This is a genomic window from Prevotella jejuni (assembly GCF_900187995.1).
Taxonomy (GTDB): Bacteria; Bacteroidota; Bacteroidia; order Bacteroidales; family Bacteroidaceae; genus Prevotella; species Prevotella jejuni.
Window position 1 is genome coordinate 118,949 of the sequence record NZ_FZNZ01000003.1, and the last position, 17,606, is coordinate 136,554.

Below are 17,606 nucleotides of genomic sequence, written 5' to 3' on the forward strand. Positions count from 1 at the left end.
CACGCATCACACCATCCCCAAAAAGAAATTTCATCCATTATCATGACGCCTTTCATATACCTTCCTCACCTTATAATATTATAGTGGGTATCCCACAAACCTATAGTGTGCATGATAGACTCTATCACTATTAAACGCAAATCAAACAATAAGAAGAGGGACATTAAAGCAACTTACAGATACAGATATAGGCCATTACAGACACTCATGAGCATCCATAACAGCCTATACACATCTAATCTATGTCCCTTTTTCATTCCAAAGAAACACTTTGGAACTAAGGATTATCTACTCTTCACCATCTTCAAGAAGTATTCATGCACACGCATGTCATCGTCTAATTCGGGATGAAAAGCTGTGACAAGTTGGTTTCCTTGACGAGCGGCAACGATATGACCATCGACCTCTGAGAGTACTTCCACCTCTTCGCTTGCCTCCTTAATATAAGGTGCACGAATGAAGGTCATTGGTATGTCACCCTCAATCCCCTTAAAGTGAGACTCCACGTGGAAACTTCCTAACTGCCTACCGTAGGCATTACGAGCAGCAGTCGTGTGCATTGTAGCCAAGCGAGGAGGGACAGGAGCAGACGGACTGTTCCCCTCTACCTCACGAGCAAGGAGTATCAAACCCGCACAAGTACCAAAGACAGGTAGCCCTCCCTCTATCGCTTCACGAATAGGAGTAAGCAAACCAAGGTCGCGAAGGAGTTTTCCTTGGGTGGTACTCTCGCCCCCTGGGATTATCAACCCATCTTTCTCCTGCTGCCAATCCTCCAATTGGCGCACCTCAAAGCAATCAATCCCCAGTTTACTGAGCATCATCTCATGCTCTAAGAACGCCCCCTGCAGGGCAAGAACAGCTATTCTCATTGTCCACGCTCAGCCATGAGCACTTCAATTTCATGCTCGTTGATACCAACCATAGCCTCACCTAAGTCTTCTGACAACGCTGCCAATTCCTTAGGGTCATTATAGTTTGTAACCGCCTTCACGATGGCTGCTGCACGCTTAGCAGGGTCGCCACTCTTAAAGATACCAGACCCAACGAACACACCCTCGGCTCCTAACTGCATCATTAACGCCGCATCAGCAGGAGTAGCCACGCCACCTGCAGCAAAGTTAACCACAGGAAGCTTGCCATTATCGTGTACATACTTCACGAGGTCGTAAGGTGCTTGCAACTGCTTAGCAGCCTCAAAGAGTTCGTCCTCACGCTTACCAACGAGCTCGCGAATCTGACTCTGCATCAGACGCATGTGACTAACAGCCTGTACAACATCGCCAGTACCAGGCTCGCCCTTGGTACGTATCATCGTTGCACCTTCTGCTATACGACGCAGAGCCTCGCTCAGATTACGTGCACCACAGACGAATGGCACCTCAAACTGGGTCTTGTCGATATGATAGATATTATCCGCAGGAGAGAGAACCTCACTCTCATCAATGTAATCAATCTCTATTGCCTGTAGTATCTGAGCCTCAGCAATATGACCAATACGGCACTTTGCCATCACAGGGATAGTCACTGCCTCTTGAATACCTTTGATCATCTTAGGGTCACTCATACGTGACACACCGCCAGCAGCACGTATATCAGCAGGGATACGCTCTAAGGCCATTACTGCACAAGCACCTGCAGCCTCAGCGATACGAGCCTGCTCTGGTGTGGTTACGTCCATGATTACACCGCCCTTCAACATCTGGGCAAGGTTGCGGTTTAGTTCTTGTCTATTCGCCATAATAGTTTAATTTTTTAGTTCTCCTACCTTGCTACACTCATAAATGAATGTGCATGAGGAAATACATGTATTAGTTAATAATAGAAATTCACTTTGGAACGAGCAGAGAATCGTAAGGACAATGCTCGCATTTACCTGCTTCAAAAGCCTTCATGCTGTCCTCAACTCTGCCTCGTTAGGCTCTCCTCTCCTTAAAATAATAAGGTAGGGTAATCATAGACCTGCCCCTACTATATCCCGTTAGACTCTCCCCTCCTTCGGATAAATAGGTTGAGGTAATCATAGATCAGTCCCTACTATATCCCATTAGGCCCTATCCTACTTATTATAATAAGGTAAAGGTGACTATAGACCTGCCCCTACTATATCCCGTTAGACTCTCCCCTCCTTCGGATAAATAGGTTGAGGTAATCATAGATCAGCCCCTACTACATCACGTTAGGCCCTATCCTAATTATTATAATAAGGTAAGGGTAACTATAGACCTGCCCCTACTATATCCCGTTAGACTCTCCCCTCCTTCGGATAAATAGGTTGAGGTAATCATAGATCAGTCCCTACTATATCCCATTAGGCCCTATCCTACTTATTATAATAAGGTAAAGGTGACTATAGACCTGCCCCTACTATATCCCGTTAGGCTCTCCCCTCCCTCGGAGGGGCTGGGGGAGGTCCCCCCTCCTACGTCCGTCTCCATTCGCTCGGACTCTGCCCCATTAGCTTCTTAAAGAACTTAGAGAACTGTGCTTGTGAGGCAAATCCATGCTCGTAAGCTATCTCTTGAATCGTCTTTTGTGTCGTCCGAAGCTGACAAGCAAGTGCGTCTGCAAGTGTATGATCGATAATATTTTTAGGCGACTTACCCGATATTCGATGTGCTACCTGCGATAGATAACGTGGAGAAACATTCAGACAATCAGCATAGAAAGCTACATCACGATTCGTACGATAGTGTAATTGCACCGCTTCCAAGAATTCATAATACAGCTGACTACTGCGTCCACTGATGTCACTCTTCCTTGTTATAAGTGTGCGGACATATTCTCGTGCATGCTTTATAGCTTGCTCCATCGGCTCGTCTTGGCTTAGATAGACAGCAAGAGACGACGAGAAACTATTGGCAAGACCGTGTTGTAAAGGGTCGTCGAGCACGTAGGTGCAAACATCTGTCTCTTTCTTTCCCTTCAACGAAGGACTGTTAAAGATTTTCTCCGTCTCCCCCTCTCGTAGGATGACAAGTGAACACAAAGGTAGTAGTCGGCAACGTATCTGCGTTATCACATCATCTGACAACAGTCGGTCGCCATTACTCGCTGTGACAATAGGGTCGTAGATAATATGATGAGGACGATACTTCAACAGTACATCTACCACAACAGCTAACGTCTCAGTAGTTCTTATCATTCCAACCTTTACTGTGTCGGGTTGCACATCATTGATAATAGCCTCAATCTGACCCCTTACAATCTCCGCAGGAAGGTCGTAGAAGGCCTGAATACCTAAGGTATTCTGCACCGTGATAGACGTAACAGCCGACATGGCATAGCCACCTAAGGCCGCTATCGTCCTGATATCAGCTTGTACACCAGACCCACCAGTGCTATCTGAACCTGTTATTGTGAGGATTGTCTTCAATAGCTTCGGATTATTATTTGCCTACAAAGTAAATTGAAAATATTGAATTCACCAAGAGTTATTCCTAAATTGACAAGAAAAACTACCCTTCTGACTTTTATCAGGCTCATCATCTCCATTAGATTCATTAGTCTTATAGTAGTCAAAATACCTACTATTAGGTATTGACGCATTAATAATAATCGCATAATTTTGCGATGTTATTTACAAACCAAATAATTACTAATGAAAAAGTATTTACTAATCTTAACGGCCATGTTTTGTTCTATAGTGGCCATGGCACAAAATACCGATGCAATGCTCTTCGGTGATGTAAAAGCTAAAGAAGGTGGGAAGCATCTTCCGCATGCTGTAATTAGAGTAAAAGGTACCAACCTCAAGACTCAGTGCGATGCTACAGGACATTTCAAACTGAGTAATCTTCCACTGGGTAAGCAGGTTATCATTGCCACACTGGATGGTTATCAGCAACAGGAAAAAGAGGTAGACATGGTTAATAATAAAGGTACTGAGGTCTACTTTGAACTGGAGAAAGACCCTTTGGAGTTGAGCCAGGTCGTTGTAACTGGTACTCGCACCAGTCACTTCGTAAAGGATGTGCCTATCCGTACGGAGGTTTTGACATCACAAGCTATCACTAAGAAGAATGCGCAAAACCTATACGAAGCACTTGAAGGTGTTCCTGGTATTCGCGTAGAACAGCAGTGCCAGTTCTGTAATTTTTCTGAGGTTCGTATGCAGGGATTGGGTGCCGAGCACACACAAGTACTCATTGATGGTGAGCCAATCTACTCTGGTTTGGCTGGCGTCTACGGCTTACAACAGATTGGAACCAATGACATCGACCGCCTTGAGGTAGTTAAGGGTGCAGGTTCAGCCCTCTATGGAAGTAGTGCCGTTGCTGGTGCTATCAACATTATATCAAAGGAACCAACCTTCGAGCCATCTGTTACAGGTGATATTCAGTTTGGTAACTTTGGCTTTAAGAGCTATAAGGGTTCTGGATCTATGCGTTATAACAACATCGGACTGAGTGTTTTCGCACAGCGTACACAGATGGATGCTATCGACCGCACACAGAACGGTTTGACACGTAAGGAGGTTAAGCATAAGGATGGTATCTCTGACCGTGTGGACGAGACGATGAATAACCTTGGTTTCAGCCTTTATTTCTACCAGCCTTTCGCTAAGAACGATAAGCTCGTACTGTGTGGTAAGGCGATTGATGAGCACCGTTTCGGTGGTGTCATGACGAATGATCAATACTTGAACCCATATACTGACGGTACAGAAGACATCCGCACCAACCGCCTTTCAGCTGACCTTGCTTACACCTTACCTATCGGTAAGCATTCAGAACTGAACCTCACAACAGCTTATGTATATCATAAGCGTCAGGCAACAAACGATACCTTCCTCCATGACTATATGGATTCTCACAAGGATCCAGCACATCCAGACCAGGACGGTGCAGAACCTGACGTTTCTATGATGCGTCCATACATTGCTAAGGAGAATACGGTGACACCATCGCTCACCTTCACTTCTATCCTTGGCAACCATACATTGCTTGGTGGTGTGCAGGGTTATTTCACTCGTTTACGTGAGACTGGACTCTATGTCATCTCTGCTGAGGACGAGAAGACAAGTCCTTACTATGGCGTTCCTTACACTTCTATCGGTAAGAAGCACGCTAACGAGCTTGGCTTCTTCATACAAGATGAGTGGAACGTGACACCAAAGTTGACCGTTGTACCGGGTATCCGTGTCGACTCTCATAGCTCTGGTGAGGAGTATGCTACCAGTGTAAAGGTTTCTGATAGTGCCTTCCCAACAACGAAATTCAGTAAGACAACTGTCAATCCTCGTATTGCTATTAAATACGAAGTTACTCCTTCCCTCGTTCTTCGTGCTAATATAGGAACAGGGTTCCGTGCTCCTTACGGATTTTCAGAGGACCTTCATCTATGTAGTGGTTCGCCACGTGTGTGGAAATCATCTAACCTCAAGGGTGAACGGGCTATTAGCTATAACCTCTCAGCAGACTATTATGCAAAGAAGTATCAGTTCAGCATTAACATCTTCCGTACCAACTTGAAGGATAAGATTCAGTTCTCTCCTGCAGACGATGAGGTTAAGAAGTTCGGTTATTCCTATCAGTGGGAGAATGTCGACGATGCTTACGTACAGGGAGTGGAGTTAGGTGCAAAAGCAAACCTCTTCCGCAACTTTAATGCTGGCATCAACTGGACCTTCAATCAAGGTAAATTTAAGCATGAGCGTGCTGACTGGTCAGACCCTAACGATGAGACTGTAAAGGAGTTCCCACAGCGCTTGCAGTATGCTAAAGACAGTCGTAACATCTCTCGTTTCCCTGCAATGACTGGCGATATCGACCTCGATTATACCCCTGGCACATGGAGTTTCTCTCTCACAAGCTCATTGCAAGGACGAATGTACATCGACTACAACTCTGAAGACGATGGTGCAACGTCAAAGATAAAGAAGACTAATACCTTCATGCTCTTCAACTGTCGTGCTGCAAAACGCTTCGGTATGTGTACTGTCTATGCTGGTGCTAAGAACATCTTTAGCTACATTCAAGACGAAAAGCATACAGATGACGCAGCCTTCATGTATGCTCCAGTATACGGCGCAACATGGTATGTGGGTCTTAGCGTTAAACTTTAACACTCTCTGAATTGTTTTTTTGAATATTTGGTCGTAGCCGCATTGCCCCGAATGGTAATGCGGCTACTTTGGCTTTGACATTAGGCTTATTAGCCCAATAGGGCCTATAAGCCCAATAATGATAATGCCCAGCCTTGCCTTGGATATTAGGCTTATTAGGCCTATAAGGCTTATAGGCCCAATAATGATAATGCCCAGTCTTGCCTTGGATATTAGGCTAATTAGGCCTATAGGCCTTATAGGCCCAATAATCCTAATAACTTCAATAGCCACAACAATAAAAAATCGGGCCAAACAGATAACTCCGTTTGGCCCAATTGTGTACTTTCTTCTCCTGACCTAAGCAATCAGAAAGGAGAAGACTTATTTTGTCAGCTTAATAATCTTGCAACCATGTGCTGGGATGACAGCCTCGATCTTATCGCTTACAGTACCCTCATCAGCATGCTTCCAAAGGTCACGTGCAGACCAAGTACCAGTAATACCCACCTTTGTCAAGTCGATAGAACGAGTTGCAGCTGCCTGATCACGGTTGAAGAGACCGATAACCCAAGAGCCATCCTTCATCTGTCCGTACCACACCTCACCATCTGTGTTCCAAAGGTTACGCTCCAATGGCTTACCGACAAAGCCGTCCTTCTGCAAAGCGAGTAATTCGTCATTCTGGAAGAAGGTCAAATCATTACCAGTTGGCATATCTGTGATAGAGATAGGACCACCTGCCATCAAAGGAAGAGAGATAACTGACATCTTCTCATTGTCGTCCGCATAGCTTCCAATACGAATAAAGTCGCCATCAAGACGTATCTTCTTACGACCAGAGATCTTTGACCAGTTGATGAAACCATCAAATGCGTTCTCTGAATTAGGCCACCCACCACGAAGGCTACCACGGTTGTTATCTGAGAAACGATACCAACTACCTTCAAGTGCATCGGCATCAATACGTACCATGTTACCAGCGTACTTTTCAATGATAGCGTCATTGCGCAAGTGTGGCATTACAAGAGAAACATACACACCATACTTCTGTGCATATTTGTTGATCCATTGCATACCCTTCACGTAACGCTCACGACCAAAGCCTTTATCGATAACGTCGGTATAATTCATTCCATCCTCATACCAAGAGAGGAAGTCCATACGCACGAATTTCACGCCTAAGTCAGCATAGTGTTTGAAGAAACCTTCAAAGAACTGTTCGGCACCTGGGTGGTCAGTCATTACCCAACCGAACTGCTCTTTAGCCGTAGGATACTTCACATCCTTGTCCTTTGCTGGGTCATAACCAAGACTGCTCACTGTGATAGAGTCTGTTCCTGGGATGATTGCATTAGGGTTAGAATAGTGTAACCAGAATGGACTGTCATACACACCTAACTTCAGACCCTTCTCTTTCAGCTTTGCAACGATAGTAGTCAAAGGTATCTCTGGAGAACCTTCATCCTTTGTAGAGTGACTGTAACGTGTCATGTAACCATCATCACCGCCCATGGCAGCGAAGCCATCAGTAACAAGCATATCATAGCCATGTGACTTGAGGTTAGTGACTACATAATCGATTGTCTCATCCCAGTCGTTCTCTGTGAAGATATTTGGGAATGAGCCCGCCTTTTCCTGTGCTCGGAGGTTACCATATACACTCCAATAAAGAGGAGCATAATCCATACCTTCCTTTTCTGCAACAGGTGTAAGGCCAACAGTAGGGTCCTGCTTATCGACACTCAAGTCGCTGGTGACATCCCACTCATTACTATTACAACTGGATAGCAAAGCAGCGAATGCTAAACTTGCAAATATATATTTCTTCATTGTTGTTTATTCTGTCATAAGTAGTTATTAAATGGCAGCTGCAAGAGTCGACATTTATCGTATCTCTATTTACACTCTTGTATCAGGAGTGTAAGCCTATAATCTTACAGCTACCTTATTATATTAGTGGAGTTATGCACCTAAGTACTCTGCCTTAAACTTCTTATTCTTTAAGTCGAGTGTCAACTTATACTTACCAGCCTTGGTCACTTTCCACTTCTTGTCACCATAACTCTTCTCCGTACCGTAGGCAAGAGCATCGTTAGCAACACCTTGTTCATTCACTTCAGTATTCTCTGCTGGCGCAAAGAAATAAGGCTTTTCATCAGAGAAACCAGACTTATCAAGCATGAATTTCATCTCACCTTCAGCCAACTGAACCTCAACAGAGAAGAGATGATCGCCTGACTTAGTGAAAGCAACACCATTATCAGTTACCCAACCAGCAGGAGTTGCGCTACCAATCATATAGACGTTTTCAGTATCCCAAGGTGATGGTGCAGCTGGAGCAGGTGCATCAGCCTCGAACTTCGTTACCTTAATCTCATGCTTTGTGAGGTCGAATACAATAGTATAAGTACCAACTTCCGTTACCTTCCACTTATTGTCTTCGCCACCAACAACCATGCCTTGCTTTGCAGGACCATCATGGTTGAACTCACAATCAGCTACAGGTGCTTGAATCATGTTGTTCCATCCATCTGATTTGTCAAATGACAACTTGAACTCACCTACGTTGAGATGACCCTCATAAGTGAACTGTAAAGGATTAGAAGAGGTCTTAGCAAACTTAGCAGAACCGTCCTGTACCTTTGCTTTCAACCCATCAATATCCCAACCGTAGGGCGTTGCATTACCAATAAATGACAACCACTCTGTCTCGATAGGAACGATTGGACCAGCTGGTTCTTCGCCCTCATAAGTAACTGTAAGCTTACGTGTACGGAGATCGACAGCGAAGGTATAAATACCAGCTTTAGTCACCTTCCACTTATTATCAGCACCACCTTTGCGAATATCTATCGCATCACTGGCTACGCCTTTATCATTGATTTCAGTATTAGCAGCAGGTGCGTAAACAAATGTGGCACCCCAATCACCCTTAGAGAGTGGCAACTTAATCTCACCCGTCCTTAGCTTACCGTGATAAGTAAAGAGGTACTTATTATTCTCATCACGTGTCATCTCGTATGGATTGTCAATGCTCCACCCAGCAGGGGTAGCATCACCCACCATATAGAGATGGTCGACCTTCAATGGAAGCTCTTCTGTGATGACCACGATATCCTTATCATCATGACATGATTGGAAGGTTATTGGCGCTAAAAGAGCCAATAGCGCCATACCATATTTAACTATTGATTTCATCTTACGAATAGGTTTTAATCATTTAATAAATTAGTTGCCATCATAACCAGGGTTCTGCTTCATGTCCTTATGAGCACCCATGATGTCTGGGTGGAATGGGAAGATTTCGATGTGCTTATCGGCATCTGCCTCCTTATCCCACCATGCATCTTCGAACTTACCAAAGCGAATCAAATCGATACGGCGACGTCCCTCTGCGAAGAACTCACGTCCCCACTCTGCCAACATCTCCTTCATATCGAGGGTTGCTGTACCTTCTGGGGCATAGAGAACAGTGCTCCAATCAGAAGAAGGATAGTTACGTTTACGTACCATGTTCAAGAGTTTACCTGCTGTAGTAGCATCTCCCTTGCGCAGCTTACACTCTGCAAGGCTATAGATAATCTCTGGGAGACGTACCTCACAGTAGTCTGCTTCAAGCTGAAGGTCCTCTTCAGTATCTGGATAGAGAGGATACTTAGCAAACATCCAACCTGAGTTGTCGTCACCATCCTCAAGTCTACTTTCAGTCTTATTGAGCCACTTGCTACCATCAGTAGCACCGAACTTACCAACAGCATCACGTATGTCAAGAACATATCTACCGTTGTGATCCTTCAAATACTGTGGATGTCCGTCATCATCAATATATTGAATCTTACCGAAGATGAACATACCCTCACGTCGACCATTGTTTAAGTTCTTGTACATCTTTAGTCGAACGTCTGATGGATACTTCTTAAATTGAGCGATAGGCATACCTAACTCGAAGTTATACTTCTCTCCCTTAGGGTTATAAGATGGTGAAGCAGAGTACTTGAGGTTGTGTGAACCTTCCTTACACTTCTTATCCTTCAACCAGTCATTAGCCTTAGATGGAGTAGTCCACCAATAAACATCACCCTTGTAGTGCCAGTGTGTCTCGCCCTGAGAGCTTGGGAATGCGAAGATAACCTCATCACACTTGTCATTATCCCAATCGAAAGCAGCGTCCCAACGGTCAGCTACAGCGTATGTACCATACTTACCATCAAGAATGTCCTGTGCATACTTCTCTGCATCAGCATAGCGGTCTTCACCAACATAAACCTGTGCATTCATATACAAGCGAACCAACAATGCAGCAGCACCAGCTTGTGTCCACTGACCTTCAATGTTGCCATTACCACCGAGGGAAGCCTTCTTAACCAAATCAGGTAAAGCATCCTTCAATTCTTTCTCTATAAAGTCGAAGATCTGACGTGGTGGAACCTGGCCTTTAGAGTTCTGTGATAGGTCTTTGAAGCCAACAGAGTAGTAGACATTACGGAACGCATCTAACAGACGAAGATAATACCATGCACGGAGAACGTGGTTCTGTGCGCGAAGGTTAGCGAACTCTGCTTCTGAAAAACCAAACTTTGATGCAGAGAGTGTGTTAAGGTCTTCAATAACCTTATTAGCCTGTCCGATACCTTGATAGCAACCATTGAACTCAGACTGAGCCTCACCATTCGTGTTAATCCACTTATGGCGGTGCATACGAGCCCAACGACCACCATCATCCCACCAGTCTTCACGTGTAGGAGTAATCAATTGGTCGGCTGTTTCTTCATTCAGTACATGGCGACTCTGGATACTCCAGAAGCCATGTTCGAATGGACGAAGTACTGCGCGGATAACGTCATCCTTCGTATTATAATAGTTGCTTGATGCCACTTGGTCGTACAGTGTCTCACTAAGATCAGTACAACTTGAGGCTGTCATAAGAGCCGCAGGCACTGCTAACAATGCTGCGTATTTATATAACTTATTCATTGCTTTTCATTATCTAAATGATTGAACGATTGTTTTAGAAGTCAACTTGCAATCCTAACATGAACTGGCGTGTTGATGGATAGTATGTACGTGAACCCGTAGCACCTGGTGTCAAGCCATTCAACTGATAGGTAGAAGGGTCTACACCAGAGAACTTCGTAATCGTAAAGAGGTTGGTTGCAGTTGCATAGATACGAACAGAGCTAAGATACTTCTTCTTCATATCTAAGGTATAACCAAGACTTACAGAAGAGAGCTTCAAGTAGTCACCAGGCTCAAGGAAGTAGTCTGAGACGATAGGGTTCTGTGTTACTGCAAGGTTCTTACTATATGCTTTATCCATTACATTACCTTGGAAGTTCTTAATACCATAATAGAAGTCATGGATATTGAAGATATCAAAGCCCAAAGCTGTCTGGAAGAACAATGAAGCATCTAAGTTCTTATAACGGAAACTATGTGTCATAGAACCCGTGAACTTTGGAAGACCATTGCCAACAAACTGACGATCGTCATCTGTAGCATTGTCTGCTAAGACCTTATCACCATCCTTGTCATAAACAATCCACTTACCATCAGGAGTGATACCAGCATACTTCCACATATAGAAGCTACCGATACGGCGTCCCTTCTCGATACGTTGCAGTGTATGGAATGGGTATGGATCCTGTGTATTAACCATGTAATAGAAGTCCTGACCAACAAACTTACTATTGCTGAACTTAACGAACTCATTACCCATTGTTGCTCCTACAACATTGAGTGTATAGGTGAAGTCCTTCTTCTTAATAGCATTCCAAGTTACATCAAACTCGAAACCACTGTTACGCATAGTACCTACGTTCACGAAAGTAGTCGTAAACAAATATGGTGGAACAGTCACGTTATAATCACCCAAGAGGTCTTGCTGTGTACGATTGAAGTAGTTGAAAGAACCGAAGAGGTTACCATTGAACAACGCCCAATCAAGTCCGACGTTCCAGTTCTTACCCTTCTCCCAGTGCAAGTCATCGTTTGGATTCTTACCAGGACCCCATACTTGATAAGACTTACCATTATACATATAATAACCAAAGCCCTGCATTGTGTCAAGTGACTTGTATGATTCGAAGTCCTGATTACCTGTCACACCGAAGTCAGCACGGAGTTTCAAGTCGGTCAACCAGCTCTTTGTTCCTGCCATAAAGGCCTCGTCAGAGATACGCCAACCTGCAGACACAGCAGGGAAGTTACCCCACTTGTAATGCTCACCGAACTTTGTTGAACCCTCATGACGCAAAGAAGCTGTTAACATATAGCGTCCTTTCCAGTCATAGCTTACACGTCCGAAGAATGCAATCAGCTTGTAACCATTCTTATAAGAACCCATACCAAGCTCGTCTTTCTTCTTCATGAACTTACCTGTTCCTAAGTTGTTGTCCTCAAGAGCATCGTTAGGGAAGTCCTTATTCTCTGCATTGAAGCCTGAGTAGAGAGCCTCTTGATAAGAGTAACCAAACATAGCCTTTAAGTTGTGATTACCAAAAGAGTTGCTATAGTTGTTAATCCACTCCAAACTATGGAGAGATTCCTTTTTATAATTCTGTGATGCTTCACCATCACGACCTGCATTAATCGTACGGGTGTTGGTTGATGGGCTGAACCACTGGTTATAGTTATCATATTGATGGTCAGCGAATGTCAACTGTGTAGTCAACACCTGCTTTCCAGGATTGGTCAATAACAATGGGAAAAGATTCAACTTAACGGTACCATCCCAGTCAATCAACTTTGTTGTACCAGTATCTTTACGTCTCTTCTCCTGCTCAATAGGGTTCCAGTCAGCAGGCTGTCCCTTAAAGTTATAGTACAGCGCAGGGTTCTGTGGATCCCAGATAGGAGTAGTAGGGTTAGCCTCCAAGGCATTGCGGAACACATCCCAAGTTGCATTCTTACGATAGGCAACACGTGGAGCGATATTCAAACCGAAGGTTATCAAACCGCTGTTGGTTGTATGGTTCAAACTGATACGAGCACCATACTCCTGACGACCAGAGTACTTATCAATACCCTTTGCATCACGATAGTCTACCGATGCACGGTAATTAGACTTGATATTACCACCACTAAGTGTCAATGTATGAACAGTGCGAACACCAACACGGCTCACTTCCTTCATCCAGTCTGTTGAACCGCCAAGGTCATAACCAGTACCAGAAGCCAATCGGTTGGCACGATACTCATCAGCTGAGAGCATATCAAGATCCTTCTTAATGACATCTAAAGCAATAGAGCCACTATAAGAGGTATGCAAGTTTCCGTCACGAGCTCCCTTCTTTGTCGTTACGAGAATAACACCGTTAGAACCACGAGTACCGTAGATTGCTGATGCAGCACCATCCTTCAAGACATCATAACTCTCAATGTCATTAGGATTGAGGTTGGTTAAGTTACCACCAGGTACACCATCGATGACAATCAACGGACCAAGTCCTGCAGCACGAGATGAGACACCACGCACCTGGATACTTGCCTGATTGTTAGGGTCACCAGCACCAGTATTGGTAATACTAACACCAGCCACCTTACCTTGAATCATCATAGATGGGTCTACACTTGCTACTTGTGTGAAGTTCTTAGAAGATACGTGAGACACAGCAGAAGTAAGTTCCTTCTTATCCATCGTACCATAACCAACTACAACAACCTCATCAAGATTAGCAGCATCTTCCTGCAACTTAATCTTAAAATCAGTCTGATTGTTTACTGGTAAATCCTGTGTCTTGTAACCGATGTAGGTCACACGGAGTCGAGATTTAGGACTTGCAACAGATAGAGAGAAGTTACCATCAATATCCGTCACCACACCATTCTTGGTACCTTCCTCCATAATGGTTGCACCAATGACTGGTTCTCCATTCTGATCGGTTACCGATCCCTTAACATTGAGTTTTTGAGCCGCCACGTTCAAGGTGCATATTAGACCCACCAATAGGGCAAGTACCTTACGCCATGAACTGGTCTCAGTTTGCAATGGTTTCATGATTGTTAATTTGATTTATGTTTTTAAAATTATTTCCTGTCGTTATAACGGAAACTCCTTATCTTAAAAGGTGTATGCAAAGATACACGAAAATTAGACTATATGGTAAGGATAAAAGGGTAAATAAATGAAATTACAAATACTCTTCACTGACTATCAGCAACTTACAAACCGTATTATACAAAAAAATACAACATGAGTTATAAGCACCAAAAATATATTTTAACAACTAACAAAAGCGCAATAGATACATATTTAACAGTTAACTCCACTCCTCTATACTCTTCTTTGTAAGCAGAAACTTACTCAAACAGAACCATAAATTTCTTGTTCTCAGTCTATACTTCGCGCCCTCTCGAAGACCAAAACTATCGATGAAATGGGCAGAAATTGATGTTTTTGACACCTCACAAGGGTAGATTGACACCAAGAGGACGTTTCTCTTCAGTTGTCCGAAGCGTCCGAACACTTTGTCCGAAGCCTTCGGACAGGTTGTCCGGAGTACTCGGACACTTTGTCCGGGGCCTCCGGACAGTTTGTGCGGAGTATCCGTACCATAAGAGAAGATAGTTTGGAACGATGAAGAATGGCGTTAGTTAATATATCGTAAAGCACTAACGCCTTACTTATAAGGAAACAGTTCTATCGCACACCGATACCTTTCAACACCGAACTAATCTGCGTCCGATGCTTCAAAGCTGTCTCTTCGCCTATTCGAAGGATGTCTTTTATGGCCTTCTTATTGAAGTCGGTGACACCATAACGACCTAACTCAGGATTAATATATAGGTCGGCTTGCGTCCGGTTAACATTATATTTCTTTATATCTGGCCGTTCGGCCAACCATTTCAGAATACCACCCATACCTTTCAGAAAGGCGAAAGGCGAATGATAGTCATCATACTTACGTTGCTGAAGGTCGACAGCTATCACCACGTCTGCCCCCATCTTGCGCACAACATCTACTGGAAGATTGTTACTCATACCGCCATCTACCAGCATCAGCGTGTCCATTCGTATGGCTTTAAACGCCCCAGGGATAGCCATACTGGCACGCATATTCCGCACAACAGACCCTGTATCGAGGATTATCTCTTGTTGGCAACGAATATCATAGGCTACACATGCAAAGGGAATAGCCTGTTGGAGAGCACCACGCCGCACTGGCGAACGACTGACAAGGCTGTCAAGAAAGTCGTAGACATGGTCGCCATGTAAGATGCCAAATCCTTTCTGTCCACCAACATCCGCCTTCTTATGGACAGGGAAGCCGAAGACATAGACCACACCATCCTCTTCCTTGTACATCTTTCCTACAAGAGCTGTATCTCTATCAGCCAATAACGACAACCAATTCTGCGACCGAAAAAGCTTATCGAGGTCGTCTGCCCGATAACCTTGAGCGTAGAGTCCGCCTATAATTGCCCCTATACTCGTCCCTGCAATATAGTCGATAGGTATCTTGGCCCGCTCTAACTCTCTCAGTACTCCTATGGCTGCAGCACCTTTTGCACCACCGCCACCAAGTACAAGTCCCACCTTTGGGCGGGTCTTCCCACCTTCGTTCTGTTGCTGTGCCATCACAGATAGACCACAGCATATCAGCATCAGAAATACAAGTAAGTATTTTTTCATAGCGACAAAAGTAATGTTTTTCTAAGAGAAAAAGCGTGTTTTTTCCTTTTATTGTTGCTTTTCATTTCTCCAACAATCTTCATATTTCCTCAAAAGCAAGTAACTTGTTCACTCATCAACTTGTCAACTTGTCAACTTCAAAACAAACAACTTGTTCACTCGTAAACTTGTTTACTCGTCAACTATTCCCTACCTTTGCACCATGAAGTTCCATCCTATCCTATCAGAACAGACTCTACCCGCTCGGTTTAATAATCCTTTCGATTACGAGCCAGACGCTCTTTGCTGTGCAGCAGTTAAGCTGTTGCAGGCAAATCTACCCATTGCACCTACCGAGGGGAAGATGTATGGCGTTCTGATTGTTGAACGAGACGGACAGATTGGCTATCTGCAAGCCTACTCAGGACAAATAGCTGATGAGGGAGAAGACTTTGTCCCTGCTGTCTTCGACTATCTTCAGCCTGATGGTTACTTCAAAACTCACGAAGCAGAGATTACCCAATTGAATCAAAAGATAGTCCAACTAAAAGCCTCAACAGCCTATCGACAGGCACTGGATAACCTTAAAAAGATTCAGCAAGAGGCTGAAAAGGCTATCGACGAAGCACGGAGAGTGATGCAAGGTGCCAAATTCTTACGTGATAAACGTCGTAAGGAGGCTTTTATTTCAGAGGCAGAACGAAATGAGATGACACGTCAGAGCCAGTTTCTTAAAGCCGAATTGCAACGTAAGAAAAAGGCATACGCTGAGCAGATTACCGCTGCACAGACAGTTGTAAACAGCTATCAAGAACAGATAACAGCTTGGAAACGAGAGCGCAAGATGAAGTCTGATCGGCTACAACGTTGGCTTTTCGCTCAATTCTCACTGCTCAATGCACACAGAGAACGTAAGAACTTACTCGATATCTTCCGTGATTACTATCTAAGGAACAGTCCTGCTCGTACGAAGGCGGCCAATATAACAAATGTGAATACTGCTGAACGTGCTGCCAAGGAAAGTCTTGCAGCTTCGCTACTTCCGCCTTCTGGTGCAGGTGAATGCTGTGAACCAAAGCTCTTACAATATGCCTTTCTACATGGTTATAAGCCTATTAGCATGGCAATGTTTTGGTGGGGACCATCGCCAAAAACCGAGATAAGACAGCATGGAAACTACTATCCTGCTTGTAATGGAAAGTGTAAACCTATCTTGGAATGGATGTTGGAAGGGATAGACGTTGACGATAAGGAGTGCGATAGGACAGATTATGAAACCGAATTAGCTCTTTCTGAAAGACTAAAAATACTCTATGAAGACGATTATCTTGCAGTAGTTGTCAAGCCGTCGGGCTTACTTTCTATTCCAGGAAAAGGCTGTCAACCATCCGTTTACAGTATTCTAAGCGAACGATGGAAGGGTAAGAGCGATGCCTTCATGGTACATCGATTAGACATGGCAACAAGTGGTTTGCTCGTTGTAGCCCGCTCTTCTGAGGTTCATAAGGCTTTGCAAGCACAGTTTATTGGGCGAACTGTCAAGAAGAAGTATGTTGCTTTGCTTCCACTCTCTATCCTTGACAAACAGTTACCAGCAGAGGGACGGATAGACCTCCCGCTCTCTCCCAACCCAGACGACCGTCCTCGACAGCGGGTTGATAGGACTAATGGGAAGCCTGCAACCACCGAGTATCGATTTATCGGTAAGACCGTGTATGGTAAGGATGGGCAGGAAGCAGTGAAGATAGCACTCAATCCGCTGACAGGTCGTACCCATCAGCTACGCATCCATTGTGCACATCCAGACGGATTGGGCACCCCTATCATAGGAGACAACCTCTACGGACAGCGAGCAGAACGCCTTTGGCTACACGCAGAGCACCTTGAGTTCACTCATCCTATCACTCAGAGACGAATGAGTTTCGATACTCCTTTATAAGTATCGGG

Annotated in this window: 10 protein-coding genes; 2 read left to right on the forward strand and 8 right to left on the reverse strand. The window is 44.3% G+C overall.

What is annotated here, in order from left to right; all coding sequences use genetic code 11:
- Nucleotides 1–284: 284 nt before the first annotated feature.
- From pdxT to CHB62_RS01805, 3 genes are all read right to left on the reverse strand, one after another.
- Entirely contained in the window at nucleotides 285–872 is a 588-nt protein-coding gene (gene pdxT, locus CHB62_RS01795) for a pyridoxal 5'-phosphate synthase glutaminase subunit PdxT (RefSeq protein ID WP_089365447.1), read from the reverse strand.
- Nucleotides 869–1,741, reverse strand: coding sequence for a pyridoxal 5'-phosphate synthase lyase subunit PdxS (gene pdxS, locus CHB62_RS01800; RefSeq protein ID WP_089365448.1), 873 nt, complete (start codon nucleotides 1,739–1,741; stop codon nucleotides 869–871). Before pdxS ends, pdxT begins: the two co-directional genes overlap by 4 nt.
- Before the next feature lie 681 nt (nucleotides 1,742–2,422).
- Complete coding sequence (locus CHB62_RS01805) at nucleotides 2,423–3,376, reverse strand: hydroxymethylpyrimidine/phosphomethylpyrimidine kinase (RefSeq protein WP_089365449.1); 954 nt, start codon at nucleotides 3,374–3,376, stop codon at nucleotides 2,423–2,425.
- A gap of 225 nt (nucleotides 3,377–3,601) precedes the next feature.
- Here CHB62_RS01805 and CHB62_RS01810 point away from each other — a divergent pair, with 225 nt between their 5' ends.
- Nucleotides 3,602–6,067 (forward strand): TonB-dependent receptor, encoded by a 2,466-nt coding sequence (locus CHB62_RS01810; RefSeq protein WP_089365450.1) that lies wholly within the window; start codon nucleotides 3,602–3,604, stop codon nucleotides 6,065–6,067.
- 363 nt (nucleotides 6,068–6,430) lie between these two features.
- Here the strand turns inward: CHB62_RS01810 and CHB62_RS01820 are convergent, their stop codons facing one another.
- The 5 genes from CHB62_RS01820 to CHB62_RS01840 form a co-directional block, all read right to left on the reverse strand.
- Nucleotides 6,431–7,879 (reverse strand): alpha-galactosidase, encoded by a 1,449-nt coding sequence (locus tag CHB62_RS01820; protein WP_089365452.1) that lies wholly within the window; start codon nucleotides 7,877–7,879, stop codon nucleotides 6,431–6,433.
- 132 nt (nucleotides 7,880–8,011) lie between these two features.
- Nucleotides 8,012–9,247 carry a SusF/SusE family carbohydrate-binding protein gene (locus CHB62_RS01825; RefSeq protein WP_089365453.1) on the reverse strand — a complete coding sequence of 412 codons (1,236 nt, stop codon included), beginning with the start codon at nucleotides 9,245–9,247 and terminating at the stop codon, nucleotides 8,012–8,014.
- 30 nt (nucleotides 9,248–9,277) lie between these two features.
- On the reverse strand, nucleotides 9,278–11,023 hold the full coding sequence (locus CHB62_RS01830) for a RagB/SusD family nutrient uptake outer membrane protein (protein ID WP_013264020.1): 1,746 nt from the start codon (nucleotides 11,021–11,023) through the stop codon (nucleotides 9,278–9,280).
- Between the two features lie 34 nt (nucleotides 11,024–11,057).
- Nucleotides 11,058–14,045: a SusC/RagA family TonB-linked outer membrane protein gene (locus CHB62_RS01835; protein WP_089365454.1), complete on the reverse strand. Its 2,988-nt coding sequence runs from the start codon at nucleotides 14,043–14,045 to the stop codon at nucleotides 11,058–11,060.
- 642 nt (nucleotides 14,046–14,687) lie between these two features.
- Nucleotides 14,688–15,680 carry a patatin-like phospholipase family protein gene (locus CHB62_RS01840; protein ID WP_089365455.1) on the reverse strand — a complete coding sequence of 331 codons (993 nt, stop codon included), beginning with the start codon at nucleotides 15,678–15,680 and terminating at the stop codon, nucleotides 14,688–14,690.
- A gap of 202 nt (nucleotides 15,681–15,882) precedes the next feature.
- Here CHB62_RS01840 and CHB62_RS01845 point away from each other — a divergent pair, with 202 nt between their 5' ends.
- A complete protein-coding gene (locus CHB62_RS01845) occupies nucleotides 15,883–17,598 on the forward strand; it encodes an RluA family pseudouridine synthase (protein ID WP_089365456.1) in 1,716 nt (571 codons plus the stop codon).
- Nucleotides 17,599–17,606: the final 8 nt, after the last annotated feature.